At 59.6% G+C, this 16,647-nt stretch carries 17 protein-coding genes and 2 pseudogenes; 5 read left to right on the top strand and 14 right to left on the bottom strand.

The features are described 5' to 3' along the window. The first annotated feature begins 5 nt into the window (after nt 1-5). Entirely contained in the window at nt 6-1,301 is a 1,296-nt protein-coding gene (locus tag AC3WTO_RS27800; protein WP_492464248.1) for a DNA topoisomerase IB, read from the top strand. 225 nt (nt 1,302-1,526) lie between these two features. Next, nucleotides 1,527-2,468 (top strand): cation diffusion facilitator family transporter, encoded by a 942-nt coding sequence (locus AC3WTO_RS27795; protein ID WP_492464309.1) that lies wholly within the window; start codon nt 1,527-1,529, stop codon nt 2,466-2,468. Nucleotides 2,469-2,529: 61 nt separating this feature from the next. On the opposite strand, the gene AC3WTO_RS27790 is transcribed toward AC3WTO_RS27795, so the two are convergent. Then, nucleotides 2,530-3,060, bottom strand: a complete 531-nt coding sequence (locus AC3WTO_RS27790) for a PRC-barrel domain-containing protein (protein ID WP_492464249.1) — start codon at nt 3,058-3,060, stop codon at nt 2,530-2,532. Nucleotides 3,061-3,302: 242 nt separating this feature from the next. On the opposite strand from AC3WTO_RS27790, the gene AC3WTO_RS27785 reads away from it, so the two are divergent. Beyond that, on the top strand, nt 3,303-3,668 hold the full coding sequence (locus tag AC3WTO_RS27785) for a PRC-barrel domain-containing protein (RefSeq protein WP_492464250.1): 366 nt from the start codon (nt 3,303-3,305) through the stop codon (nt 3,666-3,668). Between the two features lie 60 nt (nt 3,669-3,728). Here the strand turns inward: AC3WTO_RS27785 and AC3WTO_RS27780 are convergent, their stop codons facing one another. From AC3WTO_RS27780 to AC3WTO_RS27745, 8 genes and pseudogenes are all read right to left on the bottom strand, one after another. Further along, entirely contained in the window at nt 3,729-4,172 is a 444-nt protein-coding gene (locus AC3WTO_RS27780) for a PPC domain-containing DNA-binding protein (protein WP_492464251.1), read from the bottom strand. A gap of 1 nt (nt 4,173) precedes the next feature. After that, a pseudogene (locus AC3WTO_RS27775) lies at nt 4,174-5,093 on the bottom strand (alpha/beta fold hydrolase). 41 nt (nt 5,094-5,134) lie between these two features. Then, on the bottom strand, nt 5,135-5,527 hold the full coding sequence (locus AC3WTO_RS27770; RefSeq protein ID WP_492464252.1) for a YybH family protein: 393 nt from the start codon (nt 5,525-5,527) through the stop codon (nt 5,135-5,137). A 73-nt stretch (nt 5,528-5,600) separates the two neighbouring features. Next, nucleotides 5,601-6,297: pseudogene (locus AC3WTO_RS27765) on the bottom strand (alpha/beta fold hydrolase); the annotation flags it as partial. 608 nt (nt 6,298-6,905) lie between these two features. After that, the gene (locus AC3WTO_RS27760; protein ID WP_492464253.1) at nt 6,906-7,244 is read right to left on the bottom strand and encodes a low affinity iron permease family protein; all 339 of its coding nucleotides are present in this window, start codon (nt 7,242-7,244) and stop codon (nt 6,906-6,908) included. An 8-nt stretch (nt 7,245-7,252) separates the two neighbouring features. Further along, nucleotides 7,253-7,561: a hypothetical protein gene (locus tag AC3WTO_RS27755; RefSeq protein ID WP_492464254.1), complete on the bottom strand. Its 309-nt coding sequence runs from the start codon at nt 7,559-7,561 to the stop codon at nt 7,253-7,255. Nucleotides 7,562-7,647: 86 nt separating this feature from the next. Continuing rightward, nucleotides 7,648-8,127, bottom strand: coding sequence for a pyridoxamine 5'-phosphate oxidase family protein (locus tag AC3WTO_RS27750; RefSeq protein ID WP_492464255.1), 480 nt, complete (start codon nt 8,125-8,127; stop codon nt 7,648-7,650). A 60-nt stretch (nt 8,128-8,187) separates the two neighbouring features. Next, a complete protein-coding gene (locus AC3WTO_RS27745) occupies nt 8,188-8,508 on the bottom strand; it encodes a plasmid stabilization protein (RefSeq protein ID WP_492464310.1) in 321 nt (106 codons plus the stop codon). 348 nt (nt 8,509-8,856) lie between these two features. Between AC3WTO_RS27745 and AC3WTO_RS27740 the strand changes: the two genes are divergently transcribed. Together AC3WTO_RS27740 and ligD are read left to right on the top strand one after the other, a co-directional pair. After that, the gene (locus AC3WTO_RS27740; protein ID WP_492464256.1) at nt 8,857-9,063 is read left to right on the top strand and encodes a KTSC domain-containing protein; all 207 of its coding nucleotides are present in this window, start codon (nt 8,857-8,859) and stop codon (nt 9,061-9,063) included. Nucleotides 9,064-9,148: 85 nt separating this feature from the next. Then, nucleotides 9,149-11,767, top strand: coding sequence for a DNA ligase D (gene ligD / locus AC3WTO_RS27735; RefSeq protein ID WP_492464257.1), 2,619 nt, complete (start codon nt 9,149-9,151; stop codon nt 11,765-11,767). A 225-nt stretch (nt 11,768-11,992) separates the two neighbouring features. Here the strand turns inward: ligD and ku are convergent, their stop codons facing one another. The 5 genes from ku to AC3WTO_RS27710 all read right to left on the bottom strand — a co-directional run bounded on the left by ku (nt 11,993) and on the right by AC3WTO_RS27710 (nt 16,564). After that, nucleotides 11,993-12,856, bottom strand: coding sequence for a non-homologous end joining protein Ku (gene ku / locus AC3WTO_RS27730; protein WP_492558455.1), 864 nt, complete (start codon nt 12,854-12,856; stop codon nt 11,993-11,995). Between the two features lie 78 nt (nt 12,857-12,934). After that, nucleotides 12,935-14,215: a CapA family protein gene (locus AC3WTO_RS27725; RefSeq protein WP_492464259.1), complete on the bottom strand. Its 1,281-nt coding sequence runs from the start codon at nt 14,213-14,215 to the stop codon at nt 12,935-12,937. A gap of 63 nt (nt 14,216-14,278) precedes the next feature. After that, entirely contained in the window at nt 14,279-15,127 is an 849-nt protein-coding gene (locus tag AC3WTO_RS27720; protein WP_492464260.1) for a transporter substrate-binding domain-containing protein, read from the bottom strand. Nucleotides 15,128-15,172: 45 nt separating this feature from the next. Then, nucleotides 15,173-15,895 carry an ABC transporter permease gene (locus AC3WTO_RS27715; protein ID WP_492464262.1) on the bottom strand — a complete coding sequence of 241 codons (723 nt, stop codon included), beginning with the start codon at nt 15,893-15,895 and terminating at the stop codon, nt 15,173-15,175. A 9-nt stretch (nt 15,896-15,904) separates the two neighbouring features. Continuing rightward, nucleotides 15,905-16,564 carry an ABC transporter permease subunit gene (locus AC3WTO_RS27710; RefSeq protein WP_492464311.1) on the bottom strand — a complete coding sequence of 220 codons (660 nt, stop codon included), beginning with the start codon at nt 16,562-16,564 and terminating at the stop codon, nt 15,905-15,907. Nucleotides 16,565-16,647: the final 83 nt, after the last annotated feature.

Below are 16,647 nucleotides of genomic sequence, written 5' to 3'. Positions count from 1 at the left end.
GAGGTTTGGCCGCCGAGCGCTCCTGCTCCTCCTTGCTGTCGACTTGGCTCTGGATGCCGCGCTGCTTTTGGGCGGTTTGTATGCCGGTGTTGTCCTGTTTCTCAGCCGTCACGGAAGCCTCCTTGGCTTTGTCGATGTGTGTGCGGCCAACGGCACCGCGAGGTGCCGGTTCCGAAAAACTGAAAACGGGAACCCACGGCGATCAGGAAAGTTGCTGCGCGAGGGAGGACCAGTCCTTGAATGATCAGGTGATGACAAAGGAAGCGTTGCGCGATGGTGCGCAAGCGGCACGCGCGATTGCGCTGCGCTATGTTGCCGAGGGCGAAGCAGGGATCCGCCGGCGCAGGGCCGGACGCGGATTTCGCTATGAGGACGCCCAGGGCCGTAAGGTCACCAGTCCGTCGGACCATGACCGCATTCGCTCGCTGGCGATACCCCCGGCATGGACGCAGGTGTGGATCTGTCGCGATGACAGGGGGCACATCCAGGCCATCGGCAGGGATGCGCGTGGCCGCCGGCAATATCTCTATCATCCTGATTGGCTCAGCATGCGCGATGAAGCGAAGTTTTCGAGCCTGGTCCCGTTTGCGCAGGCCCTGCCTGCAATGCGACAGCAAGTGGATCGTGATCTGCGTCGGCATGGCCTGCCTCGGGAACGGGTGTTGGCGGTGATCGTCTGGCTGCTCGACAACACCCTGATCAGGATCGGCAATCGGGCCTACGCCAGGGACAATGGCAGTTTCGGGCTCACGACGCTGCGCGACAAGCATGTCGAGATCGTCGGCTCGACCCTGCGCTTCATGTTCAAGGGCAAGTCCGGCAAGGAATGGAAGCTGAAACTGGCGGATCGTCGTATTGCCGCGATCGTTCGTCACACGCAGGATCTGCCGGGCCAGACCCTGTTTCAATATCTCGACGACAACGCTGACCGCGCCTCGGTCACGTCGCATGCGGTCAACGCCTATATCGGCGACATCTGCGGCTTCAGCTCGAAACACTTCAGGACCTGGGGCGCCACGGTGCAGGCCTTGTCGCTGTTTGCGCACACACCTTTGCCGGAAACCAAAAAAGAGACGGCGCAATTGCGCAACCAGGTCATTGACAAGGTCGCCGCCAAACTTGGCAACACGCGTGCGGTATGCCGTAGCGGATACATTCATCCCCAGATCATCACGTCCTGGGAAAGCGGGCAGCTTGCCGATCAACTGAAAGCCTCGGGACCTGTGCGGCGGAAAGAATTTCTCGAAACAGACGAAGTCCGCACGCTGGCCTGGCTCAGGCACTTGCAGGTTAGCCGGTAACGATGTGGTCAAGCCTGCTATTGCGACTGGCCCAGGGCGTGCGATGCGGGTTGTTCCGTTGACGGCGCCTCGTTTATCTCCACAATAAGATAAACCGCCAACAATGCCAAAATGGCGACGATCGCTGCTCGAACGATGGCGTTCGCCCTTTCCAATGATGGGACTTCATGGGAACCGGCAAGGCAGCAGCACTGTTCCTCAAAATCTGAGTTCAGGGTTGCAGGCATGGCTTCACAGTCCAGGAAGGTGATATACGCGGCGCTGGCCGGAAATCTCGGCATCGCGATCGCAAAATTCGTGGCCGCTACCTGGACCGGGAGCTCAGCCATGCTGAGCGAAGGCGTGCATTCGCTGGTCGACACCGGCAACCAGGGCCTTCTCCTGTATGGACTGAAGCGATCGGAGCATCCTGCCGACCGTGCCCATCCGCTTGGTTATGGAAGGGAGCTCTATTTCTGGGCCTTCATCGTGGCGCTGCTCATCTTTTCGCTAGGGGCCGGTGTCTCGATCTATGAAGGCGTCACGCACATCCTTTGGCCGCAGCGAATAGAAGATCCGCTCATAAGCTATATGGTGTTAGCGGTGTCGGTCCTCTTCGAGGGCACATCGTGGTTGATCGCGTTGAAGGAATTCCGAAAAGAAAAGGGCCCGGGCAACTACGTCGACGCGGTTCTGGAGAGCAAGGATCCCACCACCTTCACGGTGCTCTTTGAAGACAGCGCAGCACTTATCGGTCTCGTGATCGCTTTTGTAGGCATTTTTTCCGCCCAGTATTTTGACGCGCCGCAGCTGGATGGGGTTGCCTCCGTGGGGATCGGGCTTGTCCTGGCGTTCGTCGCCATCGTCCTTGCGCGCGAAAGCAAAGGACTGCTGATCGGAGAGGCGGCAACGCCGCAGTTGCAGCGTTCCATCCTGGCACTCGCAGACCGGGATGATGCAGTCGACCGCGCCAATGGTGTCATCACCGTTCATCTGTCCCCTCGCCAGGTGGTCGCCAACCTCAGCTTGGAATTCATCGATGAATTGCGTGCGTCGGAGATCGAACTCGCAGTAGAGCGCATCGAAGCCGAGATTAAGAGACATCACCCCGAAGTGACGTCGCTGTTTGTGAAGCCGCAACGTTCCGGTACCTATCGAGCGGCGGCCAGCAAGCTGGCGCGCCCATGAATGCGAAGAAGGTTGCCGGCCCGTCAGGGCCGGCAACCTTCTCTCAGCAAAAGAGTGCGCGTTATTGCGCAGGGGCAGGGGCAGGCGACACAGGCGCGCCGCTACCGGCGCCAGTGGCGCCCGAGGCAGCATCCGCAAGCTTGCTTCGATCAAAAGCTGGAGCGGCATTCAGCTGGTCCTTGCTGGCCTTCATGATCAGCCAGGTCTTGCCGTCGCTGCGAACCGCTGCCTTCAGCTGATCGGGACTGACGGCGACATCCTTTTCGCCGACGCCGAGGAAGCCGCCGACGCCCACCACGATGGCCTCGATCTTGCCATCGGGGGCAAGCACCAGGTCACTGACCTTGCCGACTGTGGCGGCATCCGCCTTCTCGCTCTCATAAACGGTTTCGCCCACGAACGACGAAGCCAGAATCTGGCCTTCCTTTGGCTGGATGGATCCGACGGTGCCGGCGTCGGTCCCGGCTGGCGCCGTGAAAAGTTCCTTGGTCGTTGTCGTCGGTTCGGGGGCCGCCGCCGGCGTCGCCGTCTGTGCAAAGGCCGAGCCGGCGCTGAGCAGGGAGACTGTGAGAAGTGTGGTTGCGAGTTTCATCTGCTTCTGCCTTGTCTGTTGAACACGGAAAGACAACGAGCGCAAAACGGCCGGGTTCCAAAAAACTCACTGCTCTGAACCAATTTGCCTCGCAATTTTAAAGGGTTGCCTTGTGGTGCAGTGCGCGGCTGTCGATCGCGTGCGACAGACAGGCTAACAGGCAGACTGTTGCAGAAAATTGGAACCGTGCTGGTTTTCGGAGCTTGTTTTTGTGACGTCCAAAGTCAATGAAGGAGATGACGATGACCACCGTAACAGGCCATACCGAAGCGATCCCGGCCAGCCGGGTGATCGGCACCAACGTCTACAACACCGCCGGTGAACACATTGGCGACATCAAGGATGTGATGCTGGAAAAGACCTCCAACGGCATCATGTTTGCCGTCATCGGTTTCGGCGGTTTCCTCGGCATCGGTGAGAAATATCACGCCATACCGTGGGCCTCTTTGGATTATGACAAGGGCAAGGAAGGCTATGTCGTGCCCTATGACAAGGAACAGCTGCAGGCTGCGCCGTCCTATTCAGTCAACGAACTGACGGAGCAGGATGGCTTGCGGGCCCGGGATGATTCCCACAGCTACTACAAGGTCGATCCTTACTGGCAGTAAGAAATGAACGCTGGTAGCAGGAGAGCGAGACGGGGCCCGTTCCGGGCCTCGTTTTTTGTTTCAGCTTCCCAAGTCGATGAGGGATATTCCAAGTTCCCTGCGCCTGGTCCGGCGCAGATAGCCTGGCGTCTCAACCACGATCACTTCCAGCGTCGGCCGAACGATGCCATCCATCAGGTGCCCGCCGCGCGTGTGTCCGTCGCTCATGCCCAGAACGGTGTGAATGTGCAGTCCGGGCTTGCCGTCGTCGGCGACGGCGATGTCACCGATAGCGCTCAACACTTCGCATTGTTCGTTCACGGGGATATGGCGATAGGATTTCGACGGAAAATCAAACCAGCCGACCGTAGCGCGTTCGAAGGCGCCGATGGCCGTCACCGAGGCTGCCGCAATCCCGTTCTCGACTGCGAACGCCGTCAGTGCCTGAATGGCTTCTTCGCCTGGGTCCAGAACGACCGCAAAGGTCCGCTGGCCGGCCGTTTCACTGAGCAGTTTCGAGTTCATGTCACCTCCTTTTTAACCTTGGGCCAACACCAACGCCCTGTTTCCGTTCCGGCGAACGCACGTCCCTGACAAGAAAACGCCGCAGGCTGTCGGCGAGCTGGCCAGGGGCCTCTTCCGCCATATGGTGGCCGCTCTCGATGGGGAATGCCGAGATTTTCTCCGCCGTCCACGCCCGCCACGGCAGGGTCGGGTCGCCGTAGAGCGTCTCCATGTCGTCACGGGTTGACCAGAACACGCCGAGGGGACAGGCAAGTTTTCGACCGGCGTCCAGTCGATGCGGTCGTGGTCGTAGTCGAACGCGAGGCCGGCCCGGTAATCGGCCAGCATGCCGCCGACAACGGCAGGGTTCCGTGTCGCCTGCAGGTAGTCATCTGCATTATCCTGGCCCATTGCGACCGGGTCGCATGGATACCAAAGGTCGGGTGACCCGTTGACCGCTGCCTCTGCCTTTTCGCTCTGGGCGAAGAAGAACCAGTGCCACCAGCTTTTTGCGAAATGCCAGTCGGCCCTCTGCAGCGCCTCGTAAATGGGGACGCCATCGAGCACCGCGAGTTTTGTCACCGCGTCGGGAAAATCCATGGCCAGGCGGAAGGCGCGATAAGAACCGCGGTCGTGGCCGGCGACCGCGAAAACAGGAAAGCCGAGAGCCTGCATGCACTGGGCCAGCGCTGCGGCCTTGGCACGGCCGGAGGATTGCTCCGCTGTGGTGGGCTGGTAGCTTGCGCCGAACCCGGGCAGGTCGGGACATATCAGCGTGAACTCCTTGGCCAGCAGTGGCGCCAGGCGCCACCAGGTCGTATGCGTTCGCGGATGTCCGTGGAGCAGGAGGAGTGGCGGCCCGCTTCCACCAATTCGCAGCCGAATCCGCCCGGCGTCTACCTGCAGATGGCGCATTTCGAAATCTTGGAAAAAATCGCTCATTTGCCGCCCGGCTTGTTTGCGACGGTCGAAACCAATGCCGCTCACTCCGTTTTGGCGACGTCCGCATGACGATGGACGAGTTTCCAGTCCCCATCCTCACGCCGAAAGAGCTCCGTGATCCTTAGCGTCATCGGTACGTTTTTGCCGCCCGTCTCGACTTCGGCGTGCTGAAGACCGCACCAGTAGGCGGCATCGCCGTCTGCGTGGGCATGGATTATTTCGAGCCGGCTTTTGCCGCCGGCACCGAAGGCTGCTGCACCCTTGGCGAACGCAGCCTTGATGCTTTCCGCACCTTGGAGATTTCCACCGTCGGGTCCGAAAAAAGAAGCCAGATGGTGTCTCGCAACAAGAGCATTCACTGGCGTCGCATCACCTTGGCAATAAGCGGTAGCCGCGGCATCGCGCCTGCTCATGAAGGTCTGAAAATCCGTCATGGATGAACTCCGGTTCGCAATGGTTGATGAAACCGGCAAACCGATCCAGCGTCCGTTGGTTCCTTTCAATGCATCAACGAGGATAGACACGATGCAGAAACGCGCGCGTCAGGTCGACGACTTCGCCGAGATGCGTTTCCAGCAACCAGTGGCCGCCATCGAGCAGATGGAGTTCGGCTTCGAGCAGGTCGCGCAGATAGGCGCGCGGATGATTCTGGCATGTAGCCGTCATGCGGGCCCCAGGCGATCAGTGTCGGCGGCTGGTGCTCGCGCAGATAGGCCTGGTAGCGCGGGAACCAGGCCATATTTTCCCGTAGGCCCGCGATGATCGAAGCATAGATATCGGCGCGCCTCGGCGGGGTCTGCGCCCAATGCAACTGCCACAGATCGGGCGGGATCGAGCCGGCGATGTCCTTGTCCGCGACATCGTTCAGGAACTCTTCGCGGAATTGCTCGAGCGTGATGGCGGCGCGGATTTCGCGGTAGCGCGTCTCGGAGGGGTCTGCCCAATAAGCCTAGAGCGCCGCGTATTTCGGGCCCAGCACATCCTCGTAGATGTAGCCATTCTGGATGATGCAGCCGGCGATCATCTCGGGCCTGGCGATGGCGAGCCTCAGGCCGATCTGCGAGCCGAAATCATGGAGGTAGATGACAAACCGCTCGACCCCGAGGCGCTGGGCAACGCGCAGCAGGAATTCGGCATAACCGTCGAAGGTGTAGTCAAAACCGGCGGGCGTGGCGCTATAGCCGCAGCCGGGAAAGTCGGGCACTCCAATGACGCAACGATCGCCTGCTCCCGATGGCGCTTCCATCCGCCACAGCCGACATTTTTGTAACGGCTGTCCTCCAAGGCTTGTGCCCTAAGAGTGTGCAACTCCCCGACATCGGAGCTTCAGATCAACTCTTTGAAACCTGTCCTGTCCGGAGACGTTTTGCTGCAGGGAGGTCTTGGGGACACTGTCACCAAAGCTTAAGGAGAAGCACATGCTGCGGATTTTAGCCACGATCGTGTTGGGGTACTGGGCGTATCGCGTGGGTCGCGAGTTCGTCGACAGCGTGCCGGACGATTTCGACATCGTAGGTCGACCGAGTCCAGTTCCGGAGCGGGTGACGCCACGCCGCAATGTGTCTGCCAATCACCTTCACTGACCGCCACTGTCAGAGGGAGATGATATTTTTAGCCGGAAAGCCGTCGCCGCGCATCTTGTGATCCTTTGGAAGCAGGACCACTTCCAAGGATCACCTCAGAAGTAGTGTTTCTTCCTGTGCGCTACAGTCTTCCCGATCGCGGCTTTCCCCTTACGCCGCAGTTGGCGTACACCTCTCAATCCGACCCAGTGGGCGTTGGCTTTCCACACAACGTAGGCGGCGTGTGCAACTAACGGTTTCCCGCCCTTCGTTGCCGTTCGATTTCTTCCGGTTCCTCTTGGTCGATCGTCGTCAGTTGGTCTTGCGCTTTGGAGTTCGCGCGCAGCAATTCATCGAGTTTTGCCTGCAGCGCCTGCGTGTCGCGATGTTCTGCTCGCTGAATGAAGAGTGTCATGGCCCAGGTCGCCAGCGTGGCAAATCCATGCCAGTCAAAAGTCTCCCTTTCGAAGGTGAGCCACATCGCAGCATAGCCGACCAGGACCAGAAATGCCCATGGACGGGCAGTTGCCGTTCCCAGATGTGTCAGGATGCTTGCCGTGCGCAATTCAGTCGTTCCTTCTTTCGACAACCACACCCTCACATTTGGTCGTTGTAAGGCTCCTTGGTCCGACCAACCTGCTTGGCGAGTTCAGAAAACGTTGGCAGCGTTGCCCTGCGTGACTCCGTGTTGGCGAGCCTGAGCAACCGCACGGGAAAGCAGACCGCATCCCGGTTCGACGGTGACATATCCTCGAAGAGGTGTTCGTCGCCAGTGAGGGATGCTTCGATCTTGCGCAAAGCGAGATCGATGTCCTCGACAGAGATCAGGCCTTTGCGAACCAGTTCGCCATTGATGGCCGCAAGGGCCATCAACAACCCTTCGATCTGAAGATTGGCTACGTTCATCGGGCGTCATTCCTCACCACTTGATGATCTCTGGACTGTCGGCAGAGCGTCGAGCCAAGCCGTGGCATGGCGCAACGAGACTGCAGTTAGTCGAGGCGCACAGTCGCAACCTTGTCCCGATAGTCCTCCTTCGGATCGCCCATGCCGAGAAAAAGCTTGACGCCGGCGACGACGCTTGAGGCATCTTTCCAGATTTCGGCTTGCCCCGGCTCGAAAGCGAGCAGGCACAGTCGAGGGTCGTCCTTGCCGCCCTCGAACCAGGCAGCCACGTAGCGGTTCCACAGGCGATCGATCCGGCTGCGATCGTTGTCTGTTTTCAGGGTGCCCTCGACGGTTGCGAAGATATCGTGCCCCTTTGCCGCATAGATCAAAGTGGCATGCGTCGGCGTTGACGCATTTTCGGCAAGGTCGGTATCTTTAGCGGTGAAGAAGAAGACTGTCCTGCTATCACCATCGAATTGCGCAGTCATCGGCTTCGGGTGAACCGCTTCTGTCCCGACCATCGCGGTCATGTCGGATTGAAACGATTTCCAAAACTTCTCGGCAAATTCCTGTTCATTGGCCATGATACGGTTCCGTCTGAGTTAGCGTTGTGAAACGATGACTGGGGTAGCGCCGCTTCCCCGTCAGTGATGGGCGTGCTGGTCAGCGCTGCGCTTGCGGGTGGCTGCCGCCTTTTTGGCTGAGGCCGAGCGTTGCGCCTTCGATCGCGATGCGGAAGCTTGACCGCCCTTTTCTCCACCCTCATGGGCTGCCGGATGGCCGGTACGTTTGCCGCGGCCCGAACCACCTTCCATTTTGCCGCCACCGTAATCCTTGTTGACCGTAGCCCAGGCGCGGCGTTCGGCTTCTTTTTCCGAAACGCCCCGCTTTTCGTAGCTGTCGGCGTTATGATCGGCCTTGCGTTCCTGCTTGTGGGTATATTGGGATTTTTCGCCACCCGGCATGATCAGACTCCTTGGTCTTGCGTTGGAGATCGTTTCCAGCAACCCTCCAGAATGCGGTGCGTTCCGAAAAACTAAAAACTGCTGTTCGACCAGATGCCGCGGGAGGAGGCGCTGCAGGACGGACGGAACAAGGTGCTCGTCTGCCGTTTCGTTGGCCAGGAAGAGAAACCGGGAAAAAGGCTTCCTGTTCACCGTACCGTCAGGCCCGGTTGACACGACCTGCAGCGTTTGAACAACGCGACAGCACCTTGATGGTGCGTTTGTTGTTCAGCACCTGGTTTCCAAAACCGGGAACCATTCAGGCACGCGAAGCTTGGAGTGAAGATGTGTTTTTGCATGAGTTGAAACATGCCATCGACCTCCATCCGCAAGTTCGAATACGACCCGAAGCGAGAGGTTCTTTCTGTCTGGTTTGTGACGAGTGGCAAACGGTACGACTATGAAGGCGTGTCCGCGCGCACCCATTCTGAGTTTCGCAGGGCTTTTTCAAAAGGCCGCTTCTTCAACCGGCGGATACGCGACCACTACCGATATCGGCTTGTTCCGGACGCTTGAAACGTGAGACGGCCAAAAACCCGGAACCCGAGCCGTTCCTTTCGCATTGGACATTGGCAGTTCTCGCAACAGAGCGGGGTGGAACGTGCCAACTGACAAACTCTCTACCTACAAGTCGAAGCGGGATTTCGAAGCGACGCAGGAGCCGAGTGGCAGCCTCGACGTCAAGGCATCGAACCGCCTGCGCTTCGTCATCCAGAAACACGATGCAAGCCGCCTTCACTACGATTTCCGGCTCGAATTGGGTGGGGTGTTCAAATCCTGGGCGGTGACCAAAGGCCCGTCGCTCGACCCGCATGACAAGCGCCTGGCCGTCGAAGTCGAGGACCATCCGCTGGAGTATGGCGATTTTGAAGGGACTATTCCGAAAGGGCAGTATGGCGGGGGTACCGTCATGCTGTGGGACCGCGGTTATTGGGAACCAGAAGGCAAAGGTTCGCTCGAGCAGCAGCTTCGAAAAGGCGATCTCAAGTTCCAGCTTGAGGGAAAACGCCTGAAAGGCAGCTTTGTCCTGGTGCGGATGGACAGCGATCGCTTCAAGGGAAAGCGTAACAACTGGCTGCTGATCAAGCATCGCGACGAGACATCGGTCGAGAAGGACGGCGCCGCAGTTCTTGAAGACAATGCAACCTCGGTGGCTTCCGGTCGCTCGATGGAGGAGATCGAATCCGGCAAAGGCCGCAAACCCAGACCTTTCATGCTTGCGGCAAATGCCGTTGAAGCCGACGCTGTCTGGGACAGCAAGACCGGACTAGCGGCGGAGAAGCGCCAAGCCGCACGCGGCAAGACGGGTTCACATGCCGAGATACCTGCTTTCATCGAACCGCAGCTTTGCCAGACGCTGTCGCGCCCTCCGAACGGCAAGGGCTGGCTACATGAAATCAAATTTGACGGCTACCGCATCCAGATGCGCATCGCAGATGGGGAAGTAACCCTCAAGACCCGCAAAGGCCTCGACTGGACTGGGCGGTATCCGGCCATCGCTGCTGCGGCAAAAGATCTGCCCGATGCAATCATCGATGGTGAAATCTGCGCGCTCGATCACAACGGCGCCCCCGATTTTGCGGCGCTGCAGGCAGCGCTCAGCGAAGGCAAGACGACAGATCTTGTCTACTTCGCCTTCGATCTGCTTTTCGATGGCAACGAGGATTTGCGATCCCTCCCTCTGACCGAGCGCAAGGCCCGCCTGCAGGAAATGCTTTCTGCCTTCGACGACAGCGACAACATCCGTTTCGTCGAGCATTTCGAGACTGGCGGCGATGCGGTCCTGCGATCCGCCTGTCGCCTCTCGCTGGAGGGCATCATTTCGAAGGAGGCAAAAGCTCCTTACTTTTCGGGACGATCGACGACCTGGGCAAAGTCCAAATGCCGGGCAGGACATGAAGTCGTTATCGGTGGATACGCCACCACGCAAGGGCGCTTCCGCTCCCTCCTGGTCGGCGTGCATCGCGGCAAGAACTTTGTCTACACGGGCCGCGTCGGCACGGGCTTCGGCGGGAAAAAGGCAGAAGCGCTGCTTGCGTCGCTCAAGCCGTTGGAGACTTCACATTCGCCATTCACCAGCGGACTGGTGTCCAAGCGCGGCGACACGGTCGTCTGGGTCAAGCCTGACTTGGTCGCTGAAATAGAATTTGCCGGATGGACGGCCGATGGCCTGGTACGACAGGCCGCCTACAAAGGCTTGCGCGAAGACAAACCCGCCGGCGATGTCGAGGCGGAAAAGCCTGCGGATCAAGCCACAGAACTTGTCGAGCCTGCGCCTGCGACATCGCGTTCGTCGCGGCGTGGTGGCAAGGCAAATGTCATGGGTGTGCTGATTTCGAGCCCTGACAAGGTGCTATGGCCTGCCGAGGCCGGAACCAAGGAAATTACCAAGGAAGATCTGGCACGCTATTATGAGGCCGTCGGGCCTTGGATGATCGACCATATCCGCGGTCGTCCGTGCTCGATCATCCGCGCGCCGGATGGCATCAATGGGGAGAAATTCTTCCAGCGTCACGCCATGCCCGGCACGTCCAACCTGCTCGAGCGGGTCGAAGTTTTCGGGGACCGCAAACCCTATCTGGAAATCGTCAACGTAGAAGGTTTGGCGGCGGTCGCGCAGCTCGGCGCAGTCGAGCTGCATCCGTGGAACTGCGAACCGCATCAACCGGAAGTTCCGGGTCGCCTGGTGTTCGACATCGATCCCGCCCCTGACGTGCCGTTCGACCTTGTTGTCGAAGCCGTGCACGAATTGAAGGAACACCTCGAACGGCTCAAGCTCGTCACGTTCTGCAAGACCACTGGCGGCAAGGGTTTGCACGTGGTTACGCCGCTCAAGGTGGGAAAGCGCCGGAAACCCACCTGGGACGAAGCCAAGGCGTTCGCGCATGCCGTTTGCATGGTCATGGCTTCCGAACGTCCGGATCGCTATCTGACCAAGATGTCGAAGAAGCTTCGACAGGGGCGGATCTTTCTCGACTACCTGCGTAACGACAGGATGGCGACCGCGGTCGCGCCCTTGTCGCCGCGCGCCCGGGATGGTGCGACCGTCTCGATGCCGCTGACATGGAGCCAGGTCAGAAAGAACCTCGACCCAAAGCGCTTCACCCTGCGCTCGGTGCCGGGGCTGCTTTCCAAGACTTCCGCCTGGTCGGATTATTGCGATGGCGAAAGGCCGTTGGAGGACGCCATTTCTGCTTTGCGCCGGGCCGCGAAAACGTAGATGGCGAAGGATCCGACGTTTCCGCTTCCAGCCGACACCGCGCCGATGGAAGCGAAACTGGCAGACGCGATTCCTGTCGAAGACAGGGTCTGGCAGTACGAACCGAAGTGACGCCTAGAACCAACCGGCCCTCAACAGTATGACGATCCAGGCAATGCTGATCGCTCCAAAGATCGCTGCCACCGTCAGCAGCGTTTGCGCGTCACGACGTGTCTGCATAGAAGTTCACCGCGCTTTCTGTTTTTCCTTAGCAAGACTGGCCCGCAGGGCGTCGGTTATGGAAATGACGTTGCTGGCCGTCCCCGGTTTGGAGGTCTTGTGTGCCTTCGCCGATTTTTTCGTGTCGGCCGCGCGCTTCTTGATCAGCCTGCTCAAGCGGTCCTGCAACTGGTCTTGGGAAAATTTCGGGCTCCAGGCAGCGGTCTCTTTCGCAATGGCCCTGCGCATCGGCTTCAGGGTTTTCTCGGCGATCTTTCCGCTGTCCATTTCGCCAAAATAATCCGCCGCGTCGCGGACTTCGTCGCCATAGCGCAGGGTCCAAACGACAATGCCTTTGTCGCGTGAGCGTAACAGGACCGCGCGTTCGCGATTGGCGATCACCAGTCTAGCTATGCCTGCCATGCTGGTTGACTTCATGGCCTCGCGGATCACCGCGAAGGCCTCCGCGCCAACCTTGTCATCTGGCACTAGCAGGTAGGGCCGGTCGTACCAGATCCAGTCGATCGACTCGACGGGAACGAAGGTCTCGATGTCGATGGTGCGGGTGCTTTCAAGGGCGACGGCCTCCAGCTCCTTGTCCGTGAAAACAATCAGTTTTCCTTCCTCGACCTCGTAGCCCTTAGCTTCATCGTCCTCGGCAACCGCTTTGCCGGTTTCCGCGTCGAAATACTGGCTTCTGACGCGATGTCCGCTCTTGCGATTGATCGTATGAAAACGGATCTGCTCATTGCTGGAAACCACCGGCGTCATCGCGACGGGGCAGGTCACGAGAGACAGTTTGAGGTATCCCTTCCAGAAAGCCTGTCGCGCCAAAAACTTCGTCTCCATGCTGATAGGAGACGAAAGCAGATCGCGCGAAAGACGTTCCAATTTTTCGCCTTGGCCAATGGAAAAGGGCGGCCGGCGCGCCGGGCAGGGTGAAAAGTCCAAGATAGAACCAAGGGCGCATCAGCGCGTCTCCCCGACGGGGACCTTCTCTGTCCACAGTGGTGGATCGAACGCGACGCAAGCCGAAGCGGCCGAGATCGCGATTTCAGTGCCGAACCTTCGCGACCGCGCGGCGAAACCCTCCAGGATCGCGGCTGCGACGCTTCCGGTCGCGGCAAGCGGAACCAGCCGGTTGCTGGTGCCGGTGTCTGTTGCGCCATCGCTGTCGCCCAATATGATGGGAAGCAGGTCGATGCCGTCGAGTGCTCCGTCTGCGGTATAGCGGCATGTGGCAACGATGCTTTGCCAGACCTCCGGAGCGCTCCATTCGGTTTCTTCCGCCGGCACGTGGAAGAGGAAATTTCCGAGCCCGTAGAAGATCGGGCAGGAATTGTAGATTTCCAGCGCCTGAAGCACCGGGGCGCCATGGCTGACGAAAAGATCGGCTCCGGCATCGATGCAACTGTGCGCAAAGTCTTGGACCCAGGCAGGCACGTCCTGCCATCCTGCCTCCCAATGATGGTGATGCAGATAAGCGATGACGAAGTCGCCACGCTCCGACGCCCGCCGCATCGCGGAGAGATGCTGATCGAGATTGTCCCGGTCGACCTCGACGAAGCGGCCAAAGCCGACTGCCTGTCTGAAGAGGGTGCCGTAGAAATTGAGTTCGCTCTCGTCCTGCGCCGGTATCGGATCGTCAGGCTGCGCGTAGTTGGCCAGCTCGGCCGGCGATGATCGCAGCTTTTCGCTCAGCAGCCCCAGACCGCGAAAGGTCTCAACCGGCACACCAACCGTGCGCAGGGTCTTCAGCCGGTTCACGCCAGGTCGCGATGGTCGGGACGCAGATCGGTTTTCGGCATACATGTTGGCTGGCCCGGGGCCGGCATCCATCGCAAACAGCGTGACGTTGCGGTCGCCAAACTGCCGGCGTCCGGGCTTCGTCGCATCCGTTTCGTCGGTTCCGATGCCCGCATGCAGAAAGCCTCGTGACCACACTTCACTCAGCGTCGACAGGATCCCGGCCGGTCCGAGGTCGAAGGCGTGGTTGTTGGCCAAAGCGAGCGTGTTGAACCCCATCGACTGCAACGTGTCGAGGACCTCCGGCCGCGAACAGTCGAAATACCTGCCCTTGGTTGGCCATCCGCCATATTGGCCAAGGATTGTCGATTCAAAGTTGGTGAACACAACATCGGCCTGTTTGAGGACGTCCAGGACCTCCCAGAACTGTTCCTGCCGGATGTGCCGCACATCCTTCTTGATCAGCGACTGGCCGGTCAGGGCCACACAAAAAGAACTCATCATCGAACTCGCCATGATTGGAGATCAAGAGCGCTGCTGCGCCCGTCACGGAGAAACGCCGGTGTCCTATTTCGTCGACGCCGGCGAAATGTCGGTCTTGAACCATTTCTGGCTCAGTGCCTTGATCGTTCCGTCTTCGACCGCCGCCGCGATGGCTTTGTCGAAACGCGCTATCAGGTCGGTGTCGTCCTTGCGCATCCCCGCGCCGACACCCGGTCCCCAAAGGCCACCATTCACCTGTGGCCCAAAGAAGACGGCCGCGTGGCCTTCCGGCGTTTCAAGGAAATCGCGCCAGGTGAAATAGTCGGCAAGCCCGCCGTCCACACGCTCGGCTGCGATATCAAGCTTGAGATTGTCGAGGCTATCGTAGCTGCGCAGCGTCACGACATCGCCGAACAGCTCCTTCAGCACTGCCTCTGAATTGGAGGAGCGCAGCACGCCGATCGTCTTGCCGCCAAGTTGCAATCGCAGACGCTCGATCAGAGCCTTTTCGCTCGTCCCTGGCGCAGTGAGACTGAGCTTTTGCTTGACGTCGCCGGGGTCGAGGGCCAGCGCCTTGCGCACGATGAACTGGTTGTACCCGGCGGCGTAGGGAACCGAAAAGGCGATCGATTTCTTCCGCTTCTCGGTAATCGCCATGCCCGACATGATGACGTCGTACTTGCCGACAAGCAGCGCTGGTATGATGCCATCCCAATCCTGGGCGACAAACTTGCACTTGATGGCGATGCGCCGGCACAAGTCGAGGCCGACATCGATGTCATAGCCGTAGAGCTCACCATTGGCATCGGTTCCGTCCCAGGGTGGCGAAGCTCCTTCGGTGGCGATCGTTATCGAACGCTGGTCTTGGGCATGGACTGCTGTCGCCGGAACTAGGGCAATGCAAAGCAGAGCGCTGGCCATGGCTATGCGCATGAGACACCTCTTGTGGTTGCGGTTGATCGGGAATGAGAGCTGACGCTAGGGCGCGTGAGCCGGATGGATGCGCAATGCGCGCCGCTTCGGTCGTCTTTCGCTCGACAGGTGGCGTTCAAGCAGCCGCGTCGCCTTGACGGCGATCGATGTCAGCAGCAGGTAGATCAAGCCGGCGACGACGAAGATTTCGTAGGGTGCGAAGGTTTCAGAGACCATCCGCCGGGCCATGCCGGTCACTTCAAGCAAGGTCACGGTGCTTGCCAGCGACGATGCCTTGATCATGCCGACGACCTCATTGCCGTAGGCGGGCAGCGAAATTCTGAACGCAATTGGAAAGGTGATGAGCCGGGCAACCTGGAAGCGCGTCAGCCCAAGAGCGGCAGCGGCCTCGATCGTGCCTTTCGGCACGGACTGAAGGCCCCGGCAGAGAATCTCCGTGGTGTGCGCGGCGCTGTTGACAGAAAATGCCAGCAGCGCACACCAGAAGGGATCGCGCAAGACGATCCAGAAAACACTCGCCCGCACGGCGCTGATCTGCCCCAGGCCATAATAGAGCAGGAAGAGCTGGACCAGCAGCGGCGTGCCGCGAAACACATAGGTATAGGAGAGCACGGCAAGCGACGCTTCCGGCCGCGCGAAGGCGCGGATGAACGCCAGCGGTACCGAGACGACAAAGCCAGCGGCCAAGGCGAGGACGGTCAAGGTGAGCGTCAGCTTCAGCCCTGATGACAGGACTATGGCCGCGTCGAGCATCGTGCCGAGTTCCATGTCCTGCCCCTACCTTCCCAAGGCCGGGTAGCGGCGTTCGGCAACCCGTATGGTGAGAAGCGTCAAGCTGGTGAGCGCCAGATAGCAGCCCGAGGCCGACAGATAGAAGGCCAGCGGCGCGCGCATCGAGCCGGCGCCAACAAAAGCCACGCGCATGATGTCGGTCAGCCCGATGACCGAAACCAGCGCCGTATCCTTGAACAGCGAGATCCACAGATTGCCATAGGCCGGCAGGGCGAAGCGCCACATCTGGGGAGCGACGACCAAAAGCCAGCGTTGCCAGGCGTTGAGGCCGAGCGATTTTGCAGCTTCCGCCTGGCCTGCCGGGACTGCTGCGATTGCGCCGCGAAACACTTCGGTTGCATATCCGCTGAACACCACCGTGAGAGCGATCACGCCCGCTGTGAATGCATTGACCTCCACGTAGCGCCCCGCAAGGCTGGTCGCGAATGCCGTTCCGCCGAAGTAGATGAGCAGGATGATGACAAGCTCGGGAACACCGCGAACGACGGTGGTATAAGCGGTGATCAATCCGGCAATCGCCGTCTGGTTTGCAGTGCGCGCAATCGCCATCGACAAACCCAGGCTGGTGCCAAGGACGCCGCTGACCAGGGCGAGCCCTGTTGTGACCAGGAATGCGTGCGCAAACTGATTGGCAAAACCATTCATGTATAGACCGCGTCCCGTCATCCAGTCGATCTCGAATATATATCAAAACATTGCTTGGATATAACTCCAGGTTGTTGATATTA

This window comes from Mesorhizobium sp. EU05-FHT14A09, assembly GCF_058790995.1.
This window is presented reverse-complemented; position numbering and strand designations above follow the sequence as displayed.